The sequence below is a fragment of the Allocoleopsis franciscana PCC 7113 genome (assembly GCF_000317515.1).
In the GTDB taxonomy this organism is placed as follows: domain Bacteria; phylum Cyanobacteriota; class Cyanobacteriia; order Cyanobacteriales; family Coleofasciculaceae; genus Allocoleopsis; species Allocoleopsis franciscana.
The window spans coordinates 1912982-1935656 of the sequence record NC_019738.1; the positions used below are offsets into that span (position 1 = coordinate 1912982).

Annotated in this window: 22 protein-coding genes; 11 read left to right on the forward strand and 11 right to left on the reverse strand. The window is 46.2% G+C overall.

Annotated features, from left to right (window positions below; translation table 11 throughout):
- Positions 1-100: 100 nt before the first annotated feature.
- The 5 genes from MIC7113_RS08020 to MIC7113_RS08040 form a co-directional block, all read right to left on the reverse strand.
- Entirely contained in the window at positions 101-1240 is a 1140-nt protein-coding gene (locus MIC7113_RS08020) for a hypothetical protein (RefSeq protein ID WP_015181673.1), read from the reverse strand.
- Entirely contained in the window at positions 1241-1927 is a 687-nt protein-coding gene (locus MIC7113_RS08025; protein ID WP_315889680.1) for a Uma2 family endonuclease, read from the reverse strand. It lies immediately after the preceding gene.
- Positions 1928-2212: 285 nt separating this feature from the next.
- Positions 2213-2836, reverse strand: a complete 624-nt coding sequence (locus MIC7113_RS08030; protein WP_041780584.1) for a hypothetical protein — start codon at positions 2834-2836, stop codon at positions 2213-2215.
- Between the two features lie 215 nt (positions 2837-3051).
- The gene (locus MIC7113_RS08035) at positions 3052-3450 is read right to left on the reverse strand and encodes an ExbD/TolR family protein (RefSeq protein WP_015181675.1); all 399 of its coding nucleotides are present in this window, start codon (positions 3448-3450) and stop codon (positions 3052-3054) included.
- On the reverse strand, positions 3434-4084 hold the full coding sequence (locus MIC7113_RS08040; protein WP_015181676.1) for a MotA/TolQ/ExbB proton channel family protein: 651 nt from the start codon (positions 4082-4084) through the stop codon (positions 3434-3436). Before MIC7113_RS08040 ends, MIC7113_RS08035 begins: the two co-directional genes overlap by 17 nt.
- A gap of 712 nt (positions 4085-4796) precedes the next feature.
- Here MIC7113_RS08040 and MIC7113_RS08045 point away from each other — a divergent pair.
- The 8 genes from MIC7113_RS08045 (at position 4797) to MIC7113_RS08075 (ending at position 13885) form a co-directional block, all read left to right on the forward strand.
- On the forward strand, positions 4797-6995 hold the full coding sequence (locus MIC7113_RS08045; protein ID WP_015181677.1) for a TonB-dependent receptor plug domain-containing protein: 2199 nt from the start codon (positions 4797-4799) through the stop codon (positions 6993-6995).
- A gap of 13 nt (positions 6996-7008) precedes the next feature.
- Positions 7009-7143 carry a hypothetical protein gene (locus MIC7113_RS38595; protein WP_015181678.1) on the forward strand — a complete coding sequence of 45 codons (135 nt, stop codon included), beginning with the start codon at positions 7009-7011 and terminating at the stop codon, positions 7141-7143.
- Between the two features lie 292 nt (positions 7144-7435).
- Positions 7436-9082, forward strand: a complete 1647-nt coding sequence (locus tag MIC7113_RS08050; RefSeq protein WP_015181679.1) for a TonB family protein — start codon at positions 7436-7438, stop codon at positions 9080-9082.
- A gap of 73 nt (positions 9083-9155) precedes the next feature.
- On the forward strand, positions 9156-9773 hold the full coding sequence (locus MIC7113_RS08055; RefSeq protein ID WP_155897960.1) for a TonB family protein: 618 nt from the start codon (positions 9156-9158) through the stop codon (positions 9771-9773).
- A gap of 105 nt (positions 9774-9878) precedes the next feature.
- Entirely contained in the window at positions 9879-10937 is a 1059-nt protein-coding gene (locus MIC7113_RS08060) for an MORN repeat-containing protein (protein WP_015181681.1), read from the forward strand.
- Positions 10938-11085: 148 nt separating this feature from the next.
- The gene (locus MIC7113_RS08065) at positions 11086-12024 is read left to right on the forward strand and encodes a FecCD family ABC transporter permease (protein ID WP_015181682.1); all 939 of its coding nucleotides are present in this window, start codon (positions 11086-11088) and stop codon (positions 12022-12024) included.
- Positions 12021-13067, forward strand: coding sequence for a FecCD family ABC transporter permease (locus MIC7113_RS08070; RefSeq protein WP_015181683.1), 1047 nt, complete (start codon positions 12021-12023; stop codon positions 13065-13067). Before MIC7113_RS08065 ends, MIC7113_RS08070 begins: the two co-directional genes overlap by 4 nt.
- The gene (locus MIC7113_RS08075; RefSeq protein WP_015181684.1) at positions 13064-13885 is read left to right on the forward strand and encodes an ABC transporter ATP-binding protein; all 822 of its coding nucleotides are present in this window, start codon (positions 13064-13066) and stop codon (positions 13883-13885) included. The genes MIC7113_RS08070 and MIC7113_RS08075 overlap by 4 nt, the downstream gene beginning before the upstream one ends.
- 111 nt (positions 13886-13996) lie before the next feature.
- On the opposite strand, the gene MIC7113_RS08080 is transcribed toward MIC7113_RS08075, so the two are convergent.
- Positions 13997-15880 (reverse strand): hypothetical protein, encoded by a 1884-nt coding sequence (locus tag MIC7113_RS08080; RefSeq protein ID WP_015181685.1) that lies wholly within the window; start codon positions 15878-15880, stop codon positions 13997-13999.
- A 361-nt stretch (positions 15881-16241) separates the two neighbouring features.
- Here MIC7113_RS08080 and MIC7113_RS36065 point away from each other — a divergent pair, with 361 nt between their 5' ends.
- The 3 genes from MIC7113_RS36065 to MIC7113_RS08095 are packed head-to-tail and all read left to right on the forward strand — an operon-like array spanning position 16242 to position 17400.
- Positions 16242-16658, forward strand: a complete 417-nt coding sequence (locus MIC7113_RS36065; RefSeq protein ID WP_155897961.1) for a hypothetical protein — start codon at positions 16242-16244, stop codon at positions 16656-16658.
- An 18-nt stretch (positions 16659-16676) separates the two neighbouring features.
- Positions 16677-16937, forward strand: coding sequence for a hypothetical protein (locus tag MIC7113_RS08090; protein WP_155897962.1), 261 nt, complete (start codon positions 16677-16679; stop codon positions 16935-16937).
- Positions 16927-17400 (forward strand): hypothetical protein, encoded by a 474-nt coding sequence (locus MIC7113_RS08095; protein ID WP_015181686.1) that lies wholly within the window; start codon positions 16927-16929, stop codon positions 17398-17400. Before MIC7113_RS08090 ends, MIC7113_RS08095 begins: the two co-directional genes overlap by 11 nt.
- A 19-nt stretch (positions 17401-17419) precedes the next feature.
- On the opposite strand, the gene MIC7113_RS08100 is transcribed toward MIC7113_RS08095, so the two are convergent.
- The 5 genes from MIC7113_RS08100 to MIC7113_RS37990 form a co-directional block, all read right to left on the reverse strand.
- Entirely contained in the window at positions 17420-17725 is a 306-nt protein-coding gene (locus MIC7113_RS08100) for an ArsR/SmtB family transcription factor (protein WP_015181687.1), read from the reverse strand.
- A gap of 89 nt (positions 17726-17814) precedes the next feature.
- Positions 17815-18783 (reverse strand): arsenosugar biosynthesis arsenite methyltransferase ArsM, encoded by a 969-nt coding sequence (arsM, locus tag MIC7113_RS08105; protein WP_015181688.1) that lies wholly within the window; start codon positions 18781-18783, stop codon positions 17815-17817.
- Positions 18784-19014: 231 nt separating this feature from the next.
- Positions 19015-19551 (reverse strand): DUF1499 domain-containing protein, encoded by a 537-nt coding sequence (locus tag MIC7113_RS08110; protein WP_015181689.1) that lies wholly within the window; start codon positions 19549-19551, stop codon positions 19015-19017.
- A 56-nt stretch (positions 19552-19607) separates the two neighbouring features.
- Positions 19608-20978, reverse strand: a complete 1371-nt coding sequence (locus tag MIC7113_RS08115) for a serine/threonine protein kinase (protein WP_015181690.1) — start codon at positions 20976-20978, stop codon at positions 19608-19610.
- Positions 20979-21039: 61 nt separating this feature from the next.
- Positions 21040-22542, reverse strand: coding sequence for a serine/threonine protein kinase (locus tag MIC7113_RS37990; RefSeq protein ID WP_015181691.1), 1503 nt, complete (start codon positions 22540-22542; stop codon positions 21040-21042).
- Positions 22543-22675: the final 133 nt, after the last annotated feature.

The following is a 22675-nucleotide window of genomic DNA, read 5'->3' on the forward strand; positions in this document are numbered from 1 at the left end:
ACCTACACGAACGAGCGCTCTGTTCGTTCATTCTTACATTCAAGTAGCAGATAAAAGCTATCATACCATCTAATATAAACAAAAAGGTAATGGCACCTTATCAAACACGAATAGGGCTTCCAGCAATGCACCAATTCATAACAACTTGTCCAATCTTTTCCCAATCAGAATGCATGGATTTATCAACTATTTTTGCAATCTCATGAGGATTTTTATGTTTAAGATATTCAACGGTATTGCTGAGCGTATTTTCTCCAAATCCCAGTGATATTTTACATTTACATTCTCCACTATTATTACTGCATTGCCAGTTAGCTTGACACCAATCATCTATAGAACTTGATATATTGGGAATTAAAGAAGTTTTTACTTCCCAAAAAGATTTAATTTTAGGATTACTTGCATTAATAATTTCCTTCATCCGAGTTCCTTTTTTTATATCTAAAAAACGCCTAATCTCGAATGCCGTACTACTAATATTTTCAAAGATTTTTAAAACTTTGAGTCTTTCCTGGTTTCTTGAACACAGTTCAGATAAAATTGAGTTAGGTATTAAGTTTTCAATTTCACGGCAATCAAGAATAAAAGTTTGCGTATTTATACAATTTGAATCGCTCTGAGTTTGGATGAGAGATGCTGTGGAGCCAAAGTTTCCATCAGGAGCAATTTTATCGCTATCTACAATACAAAGACAAAAACGTTTTTTTAATTCTTGAATATTAATATATTCAAGAGAAATTGTATTGCCGCCACCTCCTCTACCTTCGCATACTATTTTGATATTAATGTTGTTCCATACAAGATAAATTTTTGCTATGGTTTCGTATAGAATAGTATCATGAATATTTTCACACAGAAGTATGGTTTTCTGTACTAACTCTGAATCATTAAAAAAACGTGGAGCAACTTTAATAATTTGCTTACCTGAATTAGACACCACTTCTGGTTCATAACAAGAATTAACAAGTTCAATATATCTGGTTACCGCAGAAAGGTAAGATTCTAATTGTGTAGATTCTAATTGTGTAGATTGGTTAAATAACTTGTTGTAAGTATTCCTGGCAAATTGAGATAAACGACGGCATTGAGCAATCTTTTTGAAAATTTCTCTCTTAGCCATTACTAAAGGCTTACCTTCCCGACGAGCAGATGCAAGATTTTCTAAAGCCAAAACAGTTTCATCGTCCCAACTATTTTCATCTCCATTATCTACTACAGAGCTATTGATAAAAATCAGCATTTATACAAGTTCCATCTCGAAAAAACCTAGCGGCCAGTTTAAAAGATACCCATCTGAATTGAATTGAGAGTTTCTTATTGTTACTCCTCCTAGTTTATCGGATGGTTCAAATAAAACAATGTTGATTTCATCAGGAGATATTTTACCTTCAGAAACTAATTGTCCTAGGCGATTTACCAATATTTCACTATGGGTTTCAATCATTACCTGAATCCGTTGACTTCCCTGCTCTGCAATGGCATAGGCGAGAATTTGGGTATTTTGCACATCTACCACCCAATACTCAGCCACACCCAACTCTTCATACAGTGCCCGTTTAGTTCCTATATCATCCAGCAACGACGTTTTAGCAACCTCAATAACTAAATTTGGTGCTGGATTCTGATCAAGATTAACAATCCCCGTACTTGATGGGATAGCCTGAACGCGATCTGCGCTTCGCAGCAGCGCTTCGTTATCGCCAACGTAATAAGACACATCCGGCTGACATTCCCTAACACCTGGTTTACGAAGAGTAGTGGTGTCTAAACCTCTTAACGGAATACCTTTAATTGCTGCAAACAAATTAACTGCCAGAATAATTACAACATGATCTTGTCCATGATCAAAACTAACTGGCAACATCTCAATCCTCATGTGACCCTTGTAGTAGTAGCCCTTTGCCTTCTCATAAATTGGGTCTTCAATCGTGCGGACATACTCCTCTCATGAGGCTGTTAACCATATATCTGTGCGGGGTCTGGTTTGTAACTCACTCATGGTCTATATCGGTTGGTAGTTTGGCTTGTAGTTGGCTCATAACCACCCTTTTAGCTACCGCTCACCCACATCTTAACGTAGGGGCGATCGCCCTTGGCGCTACGCTGCGCGTAATCGCACACTCTGAATGTGGAGGATGAACAGTGAGACTGATAGCGAAGCGCTGCCGCCAAAGGCAGATCGCACCCATACCTACATACAGCCAAAACCAACTTACGCGATCGCTCCCTCAAAATAAATTCTAAAGGGTTCAGCGAGAATCCCTAATATTTGATTCAGCTGAGTAATGAAATATTCAGTCAAATCGATTTTGACAACCCGATCTTCTAACCTTATAAATTTCCAGTTAGTCCCTGTTGAAACTGCACCATACACCACTTGCTGTTCCAGCCCCTTACGAGCATTAAATATTTGAGCAGCAACCATTTGAGCTACACATTGTCCTAACCCAATGCGGATATCATTATCTTTCGCTTCAACCAAAGTTAAGACAGGCGCAGTCACTAGCGATTGATTGCTTGATGCACTTAAGATAAAATCACAGGCTCCCGTTAAACCTTTTGATTCATCAACATTAAACGTATTACCCGAAAAATAACCGATTTTATTCTGAAATATACGTCTTACTTCCAATAAAATCGGAGTAATAATTAATTCAGATCGAGCTTTTTCTGTACTAATGCTTGCCGCTAAATCTAACGTTTCATCCAGCATTTCCTTAAGCCGTTGAGAAGGTTCAATGGGTGTCACCTGGCTAAAGAAATGAGGAATATCCTCGACTGTTAAATCGAGGGTAGAAACGGCTTGGTCAATCGTTTTGAAATCACTGTATGACATATTCTCAGAGTCAGCAGCACTTACAACGCTACCATAACCATTCTGCCAAACCGACATCTTGCACCATGCCCTCAGAATGGAAAATGAAGCTCTGCTCACAAGAATTAAACCAGTAATTTTATAAATTGAAGACGCCAAATTGAGAGTCGATTACGATCGCCTCCGATACCAGCTTGAGCGATTGCCTCTGCCACTAGCGAAGCCGATCGCTCTTACTATCTTTGAGCAGCGATCGCCAGTTTAGCGCCCTTAACTCGACGCAAACGATCCATCACACTCACCACCCGACCATGATCGACTTTTTCATCTGCATTGACAATCACCAGTGATTCAGAATTCGTCTCTACCAAAGAGCGTACCGAGTCTTCAAGAGCCTCCAACTGAATCGGTTTACGGTTGAGAGCCAACACTCCATCTGGCTGAATCGTCACCGTAATTTTGGTACTCGGCTGAGATTTTGCAGTTGAGGCACTGGGTAAATTCACGGGTAACCCTTCCGAACGGGTTAAATACAGTGTTGAAATAATGAAAAATGCCAGTATCGAGAAAATCACATCAATCATCGGCACAATGTTGATTTCTCCTGGCCTGTCTACCTCATCGGGAAGCCGCATAGACATCTCTCCCTTGTTCGTATTGACGACGATAAAGCAGTTCTAACTGACCACCGTACTCCTGAATTAACGCTAGCTGTCGCTGATAAAAAGAACGGAACATATTGGCGAAAAACAGGGTGAAGATTGCCACAACCAACCCCATCACCGTTGAGACGAGAGCCTCACTAATTCCTCCAGTAACTCCCGTCGTGCGGCTACCCCCAACATCACCAATCTTCAAGGAAGAAAAAGCCGTCATCAAGCCCAAAATCGTGCCTAAAAGACCCAATAATGGCGAAATTCCAACAATCGTATCAAAAACGCTGTTAAAACGCTTTAATGTTGGCAGTTCAGCTTGTGCCGCACTTTCTAAGGCAATGCGAAATTCCTCAGGATTGGGGCGGTCTAGTTCTAAGGCTTCCAAGAAAATCTTGGCAATGGGCAAGTCAGCATTCTGCTGTAGGTAGTTAATCGCATTTCTTGGGTTCTGTTGGTACATCTTCAGCGCATCTCTGACAACTCGACGCTGCCGACGATTCACCCGAAACCAAAACAGCAATCGCTCAGCAATCAGGGCAACAGACGCCAGGGAAAAGACCAAAAGCGGCCAAGCGACGATTCCACCCGCCTTAAAAAAATTAACAATTGACATAAATTCTCAGAAATGGTATGTCATAAAACCGAGTCAGCGTTGGCGCATCTCTCAACAAGAAAAAGCTGATAAATACTTTCAATAGAAATATTGCTAATAGTTCTCATTGTCAAGTATTTCGCTGAAAAAAGCCTCGTATCTGGCGAGTGGGAAGACGTTTTGTTCTCAAAAAAGACGCCTGAAACCACTGTTATATAAAGATTTCGCCCAATTTTTCTTGTAGAACCCAACCGACCTGGATTCAAATTTCTTACTTGACATAGGTAGCTAAGTCGTTTTACTTTGTGATGCTTAAATAAAAATAGTTGCAATAAACCATATTTTCTTGAGAAGTCCCTGAAAGTTTCAGCCTAGTAGAGCGTCAAGGTAGATTTGAGGGGTAATTTAATAAAACTTCTGTCCCCCTTGTCCTCTACCAACCCTTCAATTCAAGGTTGACAGACTACTAGTACAGCGCGGCGGAAATAACCCACCAGTTCCAAAAGATTAAAAAGCTTGCTGTACAAGCAATATCCCTTCTGCCTCCTGCCTCCTGCCTCCTGCCTTCTTGCACTAGGGCGCTAGGAATGAACTTTGACAGCGTGTCTTTTGACGTAGATGACAGCCTCAATCAAACTATCTGTAACTTTTTCGAGCCAGCGCTAACTGTATTCCCTGAGCGTTTGCCTCAAAAGCCAAATTGGGTGGTATGCGTCATTTTCGTTAAAAAAGCATGAAATTGCATCTTCTTGCGCCTAGCCTTTTCCTACTTAGCTGGACTATTGCTCCAATCGCTAGGGCACAGACAAATTCCCTGACAACAACCGATATTATCCAGACAGATACAATTGCCAACGCTCAGCCTGAGCCGTTTATGCTCAAGTCCGCCCCCAAAGCTTTACCGTCAGAAGCGCCCAACTTAGACATTCCTCGACTCAGCGAGTTCGAGCGTATCCCCACTAGCGCTAAGTTGCTCGTTCAACAGCCCACCGAATCTAAACCCAGTCTCATCCAAACCCCTCAAGACACTCAGCCAAATTCCCCCATTAACGAAACTACACCCGATGCTTCCGAGGCGGAAGAAGAAATTGAGATTGTTATAACGGGAGAGCAAGATCTTATCCCGCAAACGTCTGCTCCAGAGTACAGAATCACTGAACAAGAAATCCAAAAGCAAGGCGCTGATAGTGCAGCAGAAGTATTGAGGGGTTTACCCGGATTTGCCATTAATGATGTGGGTTTTGGAGCCGATATTCATACAGGGACTTACTACCGAGGAGCTTCTATCAATCAGTCCGTTTTCTTAATCAACGGCAGACCTATCGGCACTAATATCAACACATATCATGGTGCGACTGACCTCAATAGCCTTCCAGTTGGGGCAATTGAACAGGTGGAATTATCCAGTGGTACGAGTTCCACTTTGTACGGTTCAGAAGCCTTTGGGGGAGTGGTCAATATTGTTACAAAACAAGGTCAAGAAGTTCCCCAACTCAATCTTGGAGTGCAATATGGCTCTTACGAACAGTTGAATTATCGAGCGAGTTATGGCGGTTCCACGGGTTCGTTAAGGTTCAACTTCGGCTACGAGCAAAACCAGGCAGATAACCGCTATCGTGTCCCAGTAGGTGCCGCTAATCGTGATTCAGAGGGGCGTTTGTTTAACGGAGACACGGCTGTTAGCAATTACTTTGGTAATCTCGCGCTCGATTTAAATCCAAGAAATACTGTTAGTTTGGATGCTTACAAAATTACCAGTCGTCGGGGTTTACTTTATTTCGGTTTCCCCTTGCAAAGAGACCGATTAGACCACGATGCATTCAACATCGGTCTATCTTGGAAAACCTTACTCGGTGGCGGTGATGATTCTATCCTCAGAACAACACTCGCGTACAACCAAGATTACTTCAACACCTATGGCCCGACTCAAAACATTTATTACCGTACAGGTACGCTGAATTCACAATCTCTTACCGGGAGAGTAGAACATCAGTGGCAAATCACCCCGAACTACAAGCTGACTTGGGGAGTTGATTTACAAAATCAAATGTTAAAGGGTGAGACGTTGAGTACAGTTCCCAACCGAATTGCCTTAAATGAAACTGAAAATAGAGATAGGTTTCATACCGCCCTATTTGCTTTAAATACCTGGAAACTTACCGATGCATTCCAGATAGATTTGGGACTGAGACAGAACTTTAATAGTGAGTTTGGTAGTTATTTAAATCCTAGTGTAGGAACGCGATGGGCTGTTACTCCATCTGTTGCCGTGCGTGGGAGTTGGGTTTCCGTTCAACGCAATCCTGGTTTAGACCAGTTGTATGTCTATGACACGGTTCATAATTGGTTGCCCAACCCTGACTTAGAGTCTGAAACGGGTTCTTCTTGGACAACTGGAATCGATGTTGCGTTTTCTCCCAGTTTGACAGGGCAGTTTACTTACTTTGGTAACCGATTAAATGACCGCATTGCCATCCAAGCGGGTCGATGGGCAAACATTGGTCTGGTTAATACGAACGGATTTGAGGCGGCACTTCGCTGGCAAATGACTTCTGAGTTTTCCACCTTTTTTAATTACACGTATACGGATGCGAAGATTGAAACTGGCTCGGAGAAGGGATTACAGTTAGCGATGATTCCTTACTCTGTTGCACAACTCGGCATTGGTTATGCCTCGGCTGGATGGCAGCTCAATTTGTTTGCAAGTTACAACAGTGGTGCCCGTAGAGCCTTTTTTAATAGACCCGATGAGAGTACTACAGATTTTATTTCCTCGTGGGTGAATTTAGATTTGAGTGCCCGTATTCCTGTCACTCGGAATATAGGCGTCGTCGTCTATTTAGAAAATTTGGCAGATGTAACTTACGAAAAAGCCAATCGGATTTATCAGCCGGGTTTGACATTCCGCATCGGTTTACAGAGCAGTTTTTGAGAGGGAATGGGTAATGGGTGATATAACAAAAGGCGGAAGGCAGAAGGCGGAAGGGAAAGGATTGGCGGGTCTTGGTTTCAGTATTTGGCGAGAGTCAAGAGTCGCCTTGGCGGCTGCGATAGCAGCTAGATGTTTCGTGACGTTGTAAACCTCTATTCATCTTCCGCTCTTAGCATAAAATTGCAATTAATCTCAATTACTTAATCTAAGAATTATCAACAATTCCTAGAAGATGGGGATGATTTTGTCAAGAGGTAAAAGAGTGAAAGCTTTATGGTTCATGGGTTATCGTTGAACGATAGCTCTGCGATCGCCTAATTTTTTCTTGACAACAGCATCTCAGTCATTTTATCGTTTAACTCGTTAATGCAACTTATATGCAATAATTTTTAGCGGTTCAGACGGTATGCGTTCTAGTAAGCAGGGAAAGAGTAGAGGGGATGAGCATTTCAAACTTCTGCATTGAGCAACGGGAGAGAGAACAACAGGCTCTCAAAAAGTTTCTCGTCTATAGCCTCGCTGGTTCAGCCGTGTTTCACGTAGCAGCGGCTTTCGGCGTAAGCTGGCTGTGGCAGAGCCAGCCGGAACTTGCCGATGACCCCATTGAAGTCATATTGGTCGAGAACCCAGACACCGAAGAAAAACCGCTAACCGATACTCCTAAGCCAGAGCCAAAGCTAGTTAAGCCCCCAACGCCACAGCAACCGCTTAAGGCAGAGGCTCCCAAGCCACCGATCCCAGAACCGACAATCCCCACGGTTTCTCTAAAACCACAGGCTCAACCCGCGCCCATCGTTCCTGCGGCACCTGAAAAGTCAGTGGTTGAACCCATCCCTCCAATTCCGCCAGTGCCTCAAAGAGCACAGACTCAACCCGCGCCTCCTGCCCCTGTTGCACCACCCCAAGCACCGAGAGAACCTGAACCCATTGCTTCACCTCCTCCTTCACCGATCGCCACTCAGGAACCGGTAACTCCACCAGCCAATAGCCCAACCCAACCACTTCAGGATGACTCGGCAACAAAGCAACCTCAAGAACGTTTGAGCGAGCCTATTAACCCGGAATCAGATCTCAACCCTATACCACCGGGTTCCGTGGCAGACAATCGCTTGGCACCCCCACCTCTGAGGAATGCCCCCGAACCGCTGTCAACAGATTCAAATCCCGACAGGCAAATTAGAACACGTTTGGGTGAGAGTTCTTCTGCACCGACAGCACCACCAAAGGAAGACGATTCTAACCCTGGTTCCGTATCACCCGGCGCTGTAGCAGCCAATCCTTCAGCCCCCCCACGACCGACAGGCAGTTCTCAGGCGCTTCAAAGTTCTTCCCCCGATTCCCGAAAATTTAGACAGAGTTTCGGGAGTGAGAGTTCTCCCAGTACCACCTCGCCCGGAGGAGGCGACTCCATCGGCAACCCCATATCACCAGGGGCAGTAGCCGCGAATTCCTCAGCACCCCCACGACCCAGTTCAGGCAACAACCGACAAGGAACAGAGAATCCAGGAGGGAACTCAGAGGGTTCTCCAACTGGCTCTGGAAGAGACGGATTGCAGTGCATTAGGAAGTGCACACCTGAATCTCCATCCTCACTCAATGGGGAAGAGGGTAGGGTCGGTGTTCAAATTACAGTAGATGGAAGCGGCAATGTCGTTAATGCCACAATCGCAGAAAACGGCAAGAGCACACAAATGGATCAAGCTGCCATAGCTGCCGCCAATCAAATGAAATTTAAGGCACCCGGACGCCGTGTTATCGCTCAACTCAACATTAACTTTGCAAGAGAGGAAGGCACTGAGTTCGAGCGCCAAGCCCGCGAACGTCAAGCCCAGAACGAACGCGAACGCCAGCAGAGAGAGCAGGAACGTCAAGCACAGCAGCAACAAGAACGCCAAGAACGGGAACGCCAAGCGCAGCTAGAGCGCGAACAGAAAGGGCAACAGGAACGGGAAAACCAACAACAGCTAGAGCGCGAACGTCAGGAACAACAGGAGCGCGATCGCCAAGAACGGGAGCGTCAAGAGCAACAAGAACGCGATCGCCAACAACAGCAGGAAAACGTACCACTGACTCCACCTAGTCAGTAAACCACATCAAAAAGGAGTTGAGAGGTTTCTTCAGCCTATGTTTTGTACAATCAGGCGATTGGGAATAACACTATTGATTGCTTCTAGCTTGAATATTGTCAGCTCAAGTCGTCATCCACTGCTGGCAAGAGCGATTGCGCGAAGTTCAACGCAAAAGGCGATTGCATTTGCTCATCCACAGAAGCACCTCTCAACTGTAACTGCCCAAGTGCCAACAGACTCTGCTCCGACTCGTCCCCAGAACTCACCCAATTCAAATCCAACGGCTGGATTGAGGTGTATTAGCGGGTGTGCCCCCCAATATCCAGCGGCACTAGCTGGTGAAGAAGGGAGTGCACGAGTCAGAGTCGTGGTTGATCGCAACGGCAATGTAGTTGAGGCACAAGTCCTTGGCGGAAGCGCAGTTACCGAGTTTTTGGTAGCTCCAAATGGCAATGTAGTTCCAAAAGATGGGGAAACGACCATCTATAGCAAACTGGCTGAAGCAGCTCTTGCCAGTGCAAAACAGATGAAGTTTACACCATTGGCAAACAAAGAGCAGGCGGCAGTAATTGTGAATATTAAATATACGATCGCAGGCACCGATTTTGATCGCCAATTCCGCCAACGTCAGGAACGAGAGCGCCAACAACAACAAGAACGAGAGCGACAAAAACAGCAAAAAACAGAACCAATCCCTGCAACCGAATAGTTAAGTTAATACCTTTTCAAGGTTCTTTCTCTATGCTTCTTACAATTCATTGATTTAGAATCTGGCTGATTAATACTGTTGTTCACAAGGAGGTTTTTTAGATTCATGCTTCGGACAATTGGGCGATTCGGAATAACGCTTTTAATGGCTGCAAGTTTCAATATTGCTAGCTCACTCAGCAATCCCCAAGAAGCGATCGCAGCTGTCGTTACATTACCCGATGGGGGTCGTTGCGAAGGGGAAATGAGCAATGGTGTCCTCAATGGTAAAGTCACTTGCAAATATGCCAATGGAGACAGCTACGAAGGCAATTTCACCAACGGCAAGAAGCAAGGTCAAGGTATCTACACTTTTGCCAAGGGAGGTCGGTACGAAGGAGAGTTCAGCGAGGATAAGCCCAATGGTAAAGGAGTTCGAGCCTATCCAGATGGCGATCGCTATGAAGGAGAATTCAAGGACGGTCAACCTAACGGAACGGGAATCTACATTCGAGCCGATGGGGGTCGCTACGAGGGACAGTTTACCGATGGCAATCCCAGTGGCAAAGGAACGTTTACCTATGCCAAGGGCGATCGCTGTTCTGGAGACATTACCGATGGTCAACTCAACGGTAAAGGAGTCTGTGAATACGCTAACAAAAACCGTTATGAGGGAGAACTCAAGAACGGTCAGCCCAACGGTCAAGGAATCTACACATTTGCTGAGGGGGGTCGCTACCAAGGAACGTTTAGCAACGGTCAATTCGATGGCAAGGGAGTTCGGGAATACGCCAATAAGAACCGCTACGAAGGGGAATTTAAAAACGGCAAACCCAGCGGTCAAGGAACCTATACCTTTGCGGATGGGGGTAGTTACAAAGGGGCGTTCAGCGATGGCAAATTCAGCGGCGCTGGAGTTTACACCTTTGCCAACGGTAACCGTTATGAAGGTCAGTTCACTGACGGTCAGTTTAATGGTACCGGAGTCTACACCTTTGCCAATGGCGATCGCTGTGAGGGACAGTTCAGTGCAGGTCAGTTAAACGGTAAAGGTGCCTGCAAATATGCCAATGGGGACAGCTTTGATGGAGAATTCCGCAATGGTGAGAAGGACAAGGGTGCTTATATCTTCGCAGACGGAACCCGTGTGGAAGGAACTTGGAAAGATGGCAAATTCCAAAATTAGTTTCCCTCGTTACCCTTCAACCTGGTAAATCCTGAATTGAGGAAAAAAGCGATTGGTCATTGAAACCGCTACGACAAATCGAATATCGAGGAAGCGATCGCATGTCTTACTGATTTCAGGTTTGTTAGTCAGCCTGTTCGTTTTGCTCATGAGCTTAGTGGCAAGCCTAATTTACGGTGCAGCCGACATTCCCCTGAGTAAGATTTCTGCGGCGTTAATCGCGTTTGATGGTTCTACCGACCACCTGATTATTCGTACTGTACGGTTACCGCGATCGCTGATTGCCACACTTGTCGGTGCCGCGATCGCAGTAGCGGGTACACTCATGCAAGGAATAACCCGCAACCCCTTAGCTGACCCTGGAATTCTGGGAATTAATGCTGGTGCCGTGATGGCGGTCGTAATGACTAGTTTTATCTTCGGCACGTCCTCCCCAAGTGTCTATGCTTGGTCTGCTTTTCTGGGGGCAGGTGTTGCCGCAGGAACAGTCTACTTGCTTGGCTCTTTGGGTCGTGGAGGACTGACCCCCCTCAATATTACGATCGCAGGTGCGGCTTTAACGGCTTTCCTGTCATCAATCACCACTGGCATTCTCATCCTCAGTCAAAAAACACTCGATGAAATCCGGTTCTGGCTGGCGGGTTCAGTTGCGGGTAGCGATTTTACGTTGTTTGTGCAAGTACTACCTTACATGGCGATCGGACTAATCGTTGCCTTCGTCATCGGTAAACCCATCACGACTTTATCCTTAGGTGACGATGTTGCCAGAGGTTTGGGTCAACGAACCGCCTGGGTAAAAGTGACTGCCGCTATTAGTGTAGTTCTACTGGCAGGCAGTGCAGTTGCCGCCGCCGGCCCGATTGGGTTTATTGGTCTAGTCGTTCCCCACATCGTTCGTTTTTTCGTGGGGTTTGATTATCGTTGGATTCTGCCGTATTCTGCTGTTTTCGGGGCAATTTTACTACTCGTTGCGGATATAGCGGCTCGTTTACTGCTTAAACCCCAGGAACTCCCGGTTGGAGTCATGACAGCTTTATTAGGCACCCCTTTCTTTATCTACCTTGCTCGGTGGAAGGTGAAGCGATGAGAAAAAGTTGGCTGGTTATTCGTCCCCAACAGTTGCCAGTATCTTTTCACTTGGATCAGCGCGTACCCACCGTACTTCTGGTGTTAGGATTGGTTACCCTGACGCTAATTGTCCTTAACGTCGGACAGGGCGAGTATCCCATTCCTCCCCTAGAAGTTTTGAAAACAATCTTGGGAATGCCGAGCACTAATCCAGATTATCCCTTCATTATTAATACCTTACGCCTACCTCGAACATTAGTCGCCTTCGCGGCTGGGGTGGGATTAGCGCTTTCCGGTACAATCCTTCAAGGTTTGACACGCAATCCCTTAGCCGACCCTGGCATTATTGGTATCAATGCAGGTGCGGGTTTGGCGGCTGTCAGTCTAATTGTTCTGTTTCCAACTGTTCCTTTATTTCTCTTACCTTTGTCTGCCTTCGCGGGTGCTTTGACGGTTGCGATTCTGATTTACCTGATGGCTTGGGATAAAGGCAGTTCCCCACTCCGTTTAATTTTAATGGGTGTCGGTTTTGCGGCTGTCCTCAATGCCTTGACGACGTTAATCATCGCCTTTGGGGAGATCAATAATGTAAGTCAGGCTTTTGTTTGGCTAGCAGGAAGTGTTTATGGACGCAGTTGGGAACATTTGGGGACAATTTTGCCCTGGTTGGGTGTTTTCGTCCCCCTGTCGTTAATACTTGCAATGTCGCTGAATGCACTCTCTTTGGGCGACGATATGGCTAAGGGTTTGGGGGCTAGGGTTGAGTGGCAGCGTGGGTTGCTCTTACTCAGCAGTGCAGCAATGGCAGGTGCATCCGTAGCCGTCGCGGGTACGATTGGCTTTGTCGGATTAATAGCACCGCACTTGGGGCGTCAGCTAGTGGGGCCAACTCATGAAGGTTTGTTACCCACGGCGGCACTCACTGGTGGAGTGATTGTCGTTCTGGCTGACTGGCTGGGGCGAGTTTTATTTGCGCCCATTGAGCTTCCCTGTGGAGTCGTGACAGCCGCGATCGGTACTCCTTATTTTCTCTACTTGCTAATCCGCAACCGCAAGCGATGACATCACTAATGCACAAAAAAGAAATTCTGTCAACTCGTAGACTCTGCCTAGCTTATGATGGTGTACCCATCATCACAGACCTCGACCTGGCTATTCCTGCGGGGAAAATTACAACATTAGTTGGACCCAACGGCTGTGGTAAGTCAACCTTACTGCGGGGGCTTGCGAGATTGCTGAAGCCTCGTGCTGGCAACGTTTACCTCAATAGTGCTGACATTTTCAAGTTATCGACAAAAGCAGTAGCTAAGCGACTGGGAATTTTGCCTCAAGGCCCTGTTGCTCCGGAAGGCTTGACAGTGCGAGACTTGGTGGCGATGGGTCGTTATCCTTATCAAAACTGGTTGCAGCAGTGGTCTAAAGACGATGAACACCTGGTAGAGCAAGCGTTGGTGACTACGGGGATGAGTCACTTAGCAGACCGAGGACTGGATACCCTCTCCGGTGGGCAACGGCAGCGGGCTTGGATTGCCATGGCATTAGCGCAGGATACTGAAATTTTACTATTGGATGAACCGACGACATTCTTGGACTTGGCGCATCAAGTTGAGGTGTTGGATTTGCTTTATGAGTTGAACCAGAGCAAGGGGCGGACAATTGTGATGGTACTGCATGACCTGAATCAGGCGTGTCGCTATGCTGATCATTTAGTAGCTGTGCGGCAGGGTCAAGTTTATGCCCAAGGTGTACCCTTGCAAGTGATGACAGAAGCGATGGTGCGCGAGGTTTTTGGCTTGGAGTCTCATATTATGCAAGACCCTGTGGCGGGAACGCCGATGTGCGTTCCGGTCGGTCGCAAGATGAAGGTGAGGCAAGATTGAATGTTGGAGTGACACCCTGGGCGACGCTGGCTGATTTGTCGTTATGTTGGAGTGACACCCTAGGCAACGCTGGCTGATTGGTCGTTCCCTGGGCTTGTTTTGGCTTCCTCACTATTCCCATTTCGGACTTGTCAGAGTAGCACGCAGACGCCATTGACCTCCAGGAGACAAGACTTCCAACAAACCACTGTCCAAATCTTCCTTGAGGTAGGGGCTTGCCAACACAGGCCAGTTTTTCAGAACTCGCTCTTTGCCATTGATGCTGGCGCGACCGATGCCACCGTCCGGTTCGTAAGTCATCTCCAATCGCTCGTTCTGTAGGCTGGTATAAGCAAGCTGACCCAATTTTTCCCACGAGTGATCGCTCACCTGCGTTTTGTCCAGGGCACTCTTCAAACTCTGAAAATCTGGGTAATCCGCCACTCTAGCTGCATCAGTAATCCAAGCTGTCTGAGTCCCCATTGCTGCCAAAGCTTGGTAGTCCTTGTCCTTCTCTGATACAGTCGCCTGCCAGCTAATTGTTTCGCCCCAAGGACGGGCACATAACCAGGTTTGTTCGATCCGCCAGATATACCAGTTCCCATGCCGTTGGGGTCTACCATAACGCGCTGGCAAAACCAAGTGAGAACGCGCTGGCACTCCAGCCGCTTTGTCTTGGTCGTTGAGTCTCAACTGGTAAATGACCGCACTGCCTTGCTGTACATACTGGTCGCCGGGAGAACGCCCAGTTGCCATCGGAGTGTGAAACGTTCCCCCCAAACTGACTACGGCGTTACTCACGCCCTTGGGGTCGCGCACCACCAGCTTGTAGATAGCATATTGAGCGTTGATCGTTCCCTTTACTTGGTAGGAGCGTTGCGGTTCTAGGAGGGTGCCCAAGCTGTAGTCCGGGGTGACATAGAACGTTTCCCAAAATCGGTTTCCCTCGTCATAGCTGAAATAGCCGGGATGGCTGGCTTGCAACTGGAACGGTAAGGGCACTTCTTTCCTCGCGATCGCTCTGAATGGAACTGGAGGACGGTAGTCACTCAAGGCAGCGAGTAGGGCGACGGGTGCGTATCGATTGCCAATGCGTTGTGCAGTTTCCGGCCTATCGCCCCACCACATCCAGGCTACAGCACTCAGTTCGCTTCCATCCCAAGTGCCGCGATCGAAACCGCGACTCCCTGCACCGCCTGCCGTTCCCCAACTCAGGCGTATAGCCATATTCGCCGCATACCAATCTAAGGCCGCTTTGGCTAGCTGCTTCAGTTGGGGGGTATGGGCGAAGTTGTAGAGATTGAGCAAGCCAGCGATCGCATATCCGTAATAAGTTGAAGAATGGAACTCACCTTGCCCAATCGTGAGAAATTTATTGAGTTCTGCCCTGAGCCAAGCCTCATTGGTGGCAGCTACGCCGGGGAGAGCGTTAGGCCAACCACTACCATCCATGAGTGCCAGACCAGACAGGCGTTGCATGAACATGTGGTTCTCGGTACCCTGTTCCATCCACTCCAAGACACGCGGGGCATCCAGCATACTCCGGTAAGAAGCTTCTACTTCTTTAGGTAAAATGTCTCGGAACCGGAAGAAGATGGGGATGTCAAAAACGCTTCGGAAATGGTAAAGGTTGGGTTGGTCTTTGTCCAGCTTCAGCAGCATGTTCCAACTTTGCTGGGAGTCGTAGCGATTTCCCAAGCTGAGGCGGGCTAAGAGAACTGGGAGTAGGTACTTGTGGGGGTCGTCGAGTTTCTCGCGCCGCCACCAGGCATCCAGTTCATCTAGGTTTTGCGCGGCTATCTTCTCTCGGATGGCAAGACTGCGAGCTTGAAAAGCCGCTTCTTCTTGAGTATCGTTCGGGATGCTAGCACTGAGAATTCCTGCTGAGCGATCGTACTCCTGAGACAGGAGTGTGGCGTGTGTCTGACTTCTCACTGGCAAAACAAATGCCCAATTCGCTATACCAATCAAGGTGAAGAGAGCTGCGATCGCTAGGAGCAAGAATCTGAGTTTCATCGTTAATGTCTGAAGAGATTCCCAGTCTATACTCTCTAGGGGATTTAGTCATACAAGACAATAGGCGATCGCTCCTGCTTGGGTCAGTTACCTGAAATGAATTGTGAGTAAGCTTGGATAGGAATTCTCTTAACCCCGTGAGCCACTAGCCGCAGAACGTGGAATGCACGATTTGACATAATTTAGAGCAAGCTTTTACAAACCTTAAATTTATAACTGTATGGCTACAATTCTCTTCTGGAATATCAACAAAAAACGATTGTTTGAAGGGATTATATCTCTTTGTGATGAACATGAAGTTGATATTTTGATTTTAGCGTAAGCAAAACCAGATATATCAGATACAGAGGTACTGATAGCTTTGAATTCAGACCGTAAAAATGTATATATTTCCCCATTTAATCCGTCTCCACGTTTATCATTCTTCTTTCGATATCCGTCTGAATCAATTGGACTCGTAGCTGACGAAGGAGGTATTGCGATTAGAAAGATATCTCCACCGATTGGAATGGATATACTTTTAGTGGCGCTTCATCTGCCTAGCAAGCTTTACATGACGGAGGACGATCAAAAGTTCCAGGCAGTCAGAGTTTCTCAACTTATTCAAGAGGCTGAGAGCAAGGTAGGACACACGAGAACTTTAGTTATTGGCGACTTCAATATGAATCCCTTTGAAGCCGGTATTGTTGGAGCAGATGGTCTTCATGCTGTGATGACTCAGAGTATTGCCCGAAAGCACAGTCGAAAAGTTCAAGGAAAAGAAAGACCATTCTTTTAGAATCCCATGTGGGGGCGAATGGGCGACTCTTCTGTGGGAGCGCCAGGAACTTATTACTATGCGGGTTCATCCTATGTCAGTTACTTCTGGAATACATTTGATCAAGTGCTGTTAAGACCCGCTCTTCTGGATTTTTTCTCGCAAGATGATTTAAAAGTTATTTCCAAAATTGGAGCTAATAATTTAATGACGGAAAACGGGATTTTTTCGTCTTATTCAGACCATCTTCCAGTAATAGTTACACTTCAAATCGAAAGGATGAACCAAAATGAGCAGTAAGAAAAATCTATGGGGTGAGTTACCAAATCCTGAAACTATACGCACTCCTTATGCCATTCTAAAAGAGCAGGCATCTCTACTCAGCGAGATAACAAATGGTTTACTTATTGGCGAGGTTATTAACAGCCAAAATGGTAAATTTTTTGTTAAAATTCTTAGAATAAAAGCACCCTCGCTTAATAACTACACTTACTCGGTGGTAGAGGTACAGCACTTAATCCAACTCTATCCTGTATTTGTTAAAAATTTAACTTCCGATCCCCTTACTAATGCAACAGATTTCATACAATCTTTAATGGGTGATTTGAAAGGTTATGGCTTGCTTGAAAAGCAGGGTTACAACAAGTGTTCCTCTGAGGAAGAATTTGAAAATGCTCTTGGTGAAATCTTATCTTCTCAAGAAGTTAAACAAGTTATCTCAGCTTTACTAGCTCAAATTCATGCAGATATACCAAAGCAGTGAAGCTGTTTTATTGTTAGTTTCAGTTAAAGGAAAGCAGGCAACAGCCAAGATCAATTGCCCTACCAACCTTTTCCTGCCAGACGGCGGGAGTCAAACTGTAAAGCACCGCCTTGCCATCTCGTGTCGCCTCAACAAACCCCTCTTCCCGCAGAATTTTGAGGTGGTGCGATAGCAAACTTTGCTCCACATCTAGAACAGCGTTCAACTCCCCAACATGCTTTGGCCCTTCCATCAGGATTTCCAAAACGGCTAGACGAGTGGTGTCTGCTAAAACTTTCAGCTTGCGGACGCAAAACGACTGAGGTAATTCGCTTTTTGGGTTCATAGCTGCCTGCCTGGATTGAACCGCGATTGATATAAATATAATTTCATATCAATCGCCAAAAAAACACCCTTATCCTCTCTTTTTCCGAATTAACAGCAACCGCCACCCACGTAGTGCCACGTTGAATCTGTAATGATCACATCCTCAGGTCGTGACTTCCCTAGCTTTGCGGCTGTCTTATCGCAGACAACGGCGGGTACACCCCGTTGGAGAACATGTCCTGCTGAGTCATCAAAAAATTCTTCGCTACCCTTGTAAATCGCTGTTTTTCCCGTGAAAATGCAGGCACCATCTTCAGGAATCGGGACTTTGAAGGCAACACAATCCAGACTTTCTAACAGCAAATCTTCTTCCAAATAGTAAGTGTGACGATCTAAGAGTCGGTAAGGACGACGGGCGCGAATTTCCACCTGACCAAATCCAGCATCAATAATCCGTTGAGTATACTGCTCATAAGTCAGAGCACCAGATAGACACATCGCCCTCAATCGTTCATCTTGTTGCAAATGTACTGGGATAGGACGAGTGGCAATGGGGTCGCTCATTTGCAGGCGTCCGCCTGGTTTTAATACCCGGTAGGCTTCTTTCAAAGCTTTGGTGAGGTCATCCGGCTCAAAGATATTAAATAAACAATTTTGTGCCACGACATCCACAGAGGCATCTGGCACAGGCAGGGCGAAGGCGTCTCCATCCCGAATTTCGACAAAACTGGGGTTAAACCAGGGATTTTCTTGAGCAGCCAGTTCTAGGTTACGGGTAGCTGCTTCCCGCATGGCGCTGACCGGTTCAACAGCAATAACGCTACCAGAACGGCGGGAAAAATAGGCGAATTGCAACGCTTCCAAGCCGCCACCGACACCGACATACAGTACAGTTGGCTCATTGGTGAGTTCAGCCGGATGAACCGTTGTGCCGCAACCATAGTTCATTTGCTGCATGGGTTCAGGAATGCTCAGTCCTGGCAGTCTCAGGGGGCTACTTTGGACGCAACATAAACCCACTTGGGGCGTTTGGGCAACTTCACTGTAAAATTCGGCAGTTGTTTTAAGATAAGTCATCTGAATCCTCTGTTTGGCAACGATTATGAGGCTACGGTGATCAGGAAAAAACTTAATACCTGTATCAGTAAATTCTTTCTGTCAGCTTTGATACTACTGAACAATTACTGGAATTAACTGCGAGTACAAGTTTTTTTCAAGATTTTTCGAGGAGCGATAAGCCTAACGTCATGCTGACGCTCGAACAGAGCTGCGCTATCGCATTTTATACCCGCGTTTCTCCGTTCACAGCTAAGTATTCCTCAAATCTTTGAGTTTAGCTCTAATGGTTTCGATTCGTTTACGGTTCGCTCCCAAGTCCGATGTTCCCAGGCGCGAGGCAGATCGAACGTGAATTACCTTGGCGCTTTCATCTAGTAAAAATTCCACATCATCGACAAAACCCCAAAAGGCGCTCGTGAATTCTATGTAGAGGTAATTCTCAGTTTCTGTGATGATTTTCGCCCTCTCCAGGTTCTGAATCACTGTTTTGAGGTTAGCCATTACCTGTGTCGGTGTCGAGTTGTAAGTTAAAGGCTTAATTCGATGTATAGAATCAAGGCTTTGACTATTAACACAGTTGGGTGTGCTAGGGCAAGGCGCTAGTCGTCCTGAGCAAACACCGATATTCGTAGGTCGTTTTCCGGCAAACCTTGTTCCTCGTGTTGCGCTGAGCCAGCACAGAGCAACTAATAATGTTGAAAATGTTGTGGGCTTTGTCTTGGATAAGGTTGTACAGAAGATTAGGATTAATCTTAGAATTGCTCGTTGTTGAATCTCTGCTGTCATTCGGCTTTGGAGTTTCCCTGTTATCGATATGACCTTAGTATGGCTTGCTCAGCCATTTATCTAAGTCTCAACCAATCTTTGATTTCCTGAATCAGCCAGAGGCGCTCTACTGTAGCTAAAGGGTTAGTTGTATATTTTCGGCTACCCGTCTCGATCGTTACGCCCTTGGGCGCGGCTGTTCTCTTGATTTCTTCTTCACCAATAGCGATAATCCTTGACGTTTTAGCACGTCGCCACCAATAAGGAAAACCAAATAATTTTCGTCTAATTTCAAAATGGTTGCGATCAAAATATAAATAAGTTTGTGTAAAGGCAGGTAATATTACTGCACTCATCACCACTATCCCTAGGACACCTATCACAGCCGTACCCACCCACGGAGTGATGGTGTAAGAACTCCAGCTCCAAAACAGGTTGAGGTAGTTTGGCAGCTGAATTAAGAAAGGAACAATGAACCCAAGTAGGTAAAACGATCTAAACGCTTTTTTCCCACGTCGGGGAATTCTAATCTCTAGCTGACTGGCAGACTTCTTCAGTTGAATTTGGCTACCTGTAGGCTTATAATTGGTAATTGCAGGACTGAGTTTATGTTTATTTTGAAGTGCTTCTAAAGCTTGTTGAGCTGTGCTAAGCCGTTCTGACAAACTAGGTTCTGTAAGTTTACCAATCCAATTCACAAAACCGCGATCGATGCTGACTTTATCAGCAAATTGAATACGTGCATCGTGTTGCGGTAAGTCAGCAGGAGCAACACCTGTTAAAAGATGAATTAAAGTTGCGCCTAAAGCATACAAATCAGATGCAGGAACCGCTCGACCCCCGAATTGTTCCATGGGTACATAACCATAAGTTCCCACTACCGTAAAGGTGGCACCTTCTAGCACCGCTTGGTCTTGTACGGCTCCAAAATCAACCAAGTAAACTCGTCCATCTTCGCCCCAAATTAGGTTACTGGGTTTGATATCTCGATGGATGATGAGTGGATTTTGTTCGTGCAGGTAGACCAAAATATTCAATACTTCAACGGCAATTTTTTCGACTTCTGCCTCAGAGAAGTGCTTACCTTCATTGAGTAATTGTTGAACAGAAGTACCTGGAATATAACTGTGTACCAAGCCAAACCAGGAAAATCTTGAACCGGGTTGGTGGTCGAGTACGAAGTAATTTCGATACTTAGGAATTCGGGGATGGTCTAGTTGTTGCAAAATTTGAGCCTCACGCTCAAACAACTGGCATTCATTCAGGTGCATCTGCGGATTGAGAGCTAACAGTTTCACAACAACCTGTTCTTGGGTGTGTGAAGCCAAATCGATTGCCAGCCAAGTTTGACGACTGGCATCCTGTCCTAATATTTCCTTAAGTTGGTAACGCTGAATGAGATTGTGTTCTGCTAAGCTAGCCTGTAGTACCTGTCCCGCTTGTGGCATTGTCCAAGCCTCCCTAATTGCTGATATTCAGTGGCATGTGAATCTCACGAATCTTGCTGTTTTATCGAAGTCCCAACCAGTTTTTGATTTCTTCCATTAACCAGTAGCATTCTGTATGAGTAAGAGGGGGATCGAATCCACCGAATATATATTCTTGAACGCCAACGGCGAGGGTTACTTCGGGTGATTTTCGGTTGAATAAACCGTGAGTTTCGCTCTTAAAGACTTGGTCAATTGCTAAGGTAGAACCTCGCTGTTGCCGCAAGCAAAAACCCAATAATCTCCACTCAATCTGAAAAAATTGATGATTGAAATAAATAGTTGTTTCTCCAAAAGCAGGTAGCATCAACCATCCTGCATATAAAATTCCAAATATTAGCCAAGCTACAAGATAAAGCCCTAACCAATCAAGATTCACATTGATTGTTCGTAAGGCAAAACCACCGCCAAACCAGAGCCAAAACCCCAGTCCAACCCCCACAGCGAGTTGTTTAGGGTGAGTTAATGCTCTGCGCCAGCGCACAGGAATTCTAATCTGGAGCTGAGTGGGGGATTTTTTGAGTTGAATCCGGCTATTAGAGGGCTTTGGATGAGTGATTGCAACACTAGTCATCTGATTTTCCAGCAATGCCTCAAGCGCCTCGTTTGCACTCCTAAATCGTTGCGAGAGATTCGGTTCAGTTAGCTTCTCAATCCAACGCACAAAACCTGGATTGAGGCGGACTCTATCAGCAAACTGGATGCGACCCTTTTGCTGGGGCAAATCAGCGGGAGCCACGCCCGTGAGAAGATGAATTAAAGTGGCTCCAAGGGCATAAAGGTCAGAGGCTGGAGTGGCTCGACCTCCAAGCTGTTCTAACGGTGCATAGCCATAGGTTCCCACTACTGTAAACGTAGCTCCTTCTGCGGCGGCGCGGTCTTGTACCGCCCCAAAGTCAACGAGATAAACCTCTCCTGTCCCTTCGTGTTCAGGGAAACCCCCCCCTGCCCCCCCTTGGTAAGGGGGGAATGGGAATTGGTACTCAGTTGGATTTATCGTCTCCGCGTCCCCGCGTCCCCGCGTCCCCGCGTCTATCTCGACGACGATATTTGAACGCAACTTCGTCTCAGGGGGGGTACCCCAGATTAAGTTGCTGGGTTTGATATCGCGATGGAGTACAGGTGGGCTTAGACTGTGCAGGTAAACTAGAATATTCAGGACTTGTTGCGCGATCGCACGAACTTCCTGTTCGCTGAAAGTCTTGCCCAGAGCCAATAATTCCTTCAGAGATGAACCGGGAATGTATTGCTGAACTAACCCAAACCAGAGCATTTGGTCATCGATACAAAAATAGTCGCGATACTGGGGAATTTTAGGATGATTAAGCTGTTTGAGGACTTGAGCCTCTCGCTCAAACAACCTCACATTGTCCCATTGCACTTGGTCGCAAAAAGTCAGCAGTTTGACGACGACTCTCTCTTGGATGCGAATATCTTGTGCTAGCCAGGTTTGACAACTGGCATTGTGTCCTAACGTTTGTCTAAGCTGATAGCGCTTCTGGAGAATCTGTTCGGTTTGCACCATATCGTCGCTACTCTTTAGAGTCTGGATGGGCTTTAACTTAGGTTATTAAGCACTTTCCCTCAATTGACCAGACTGTTTCAGGACATTTCAGACAAAATCTACACAATGAAGGGATTTACGGTGAATCAAAAAT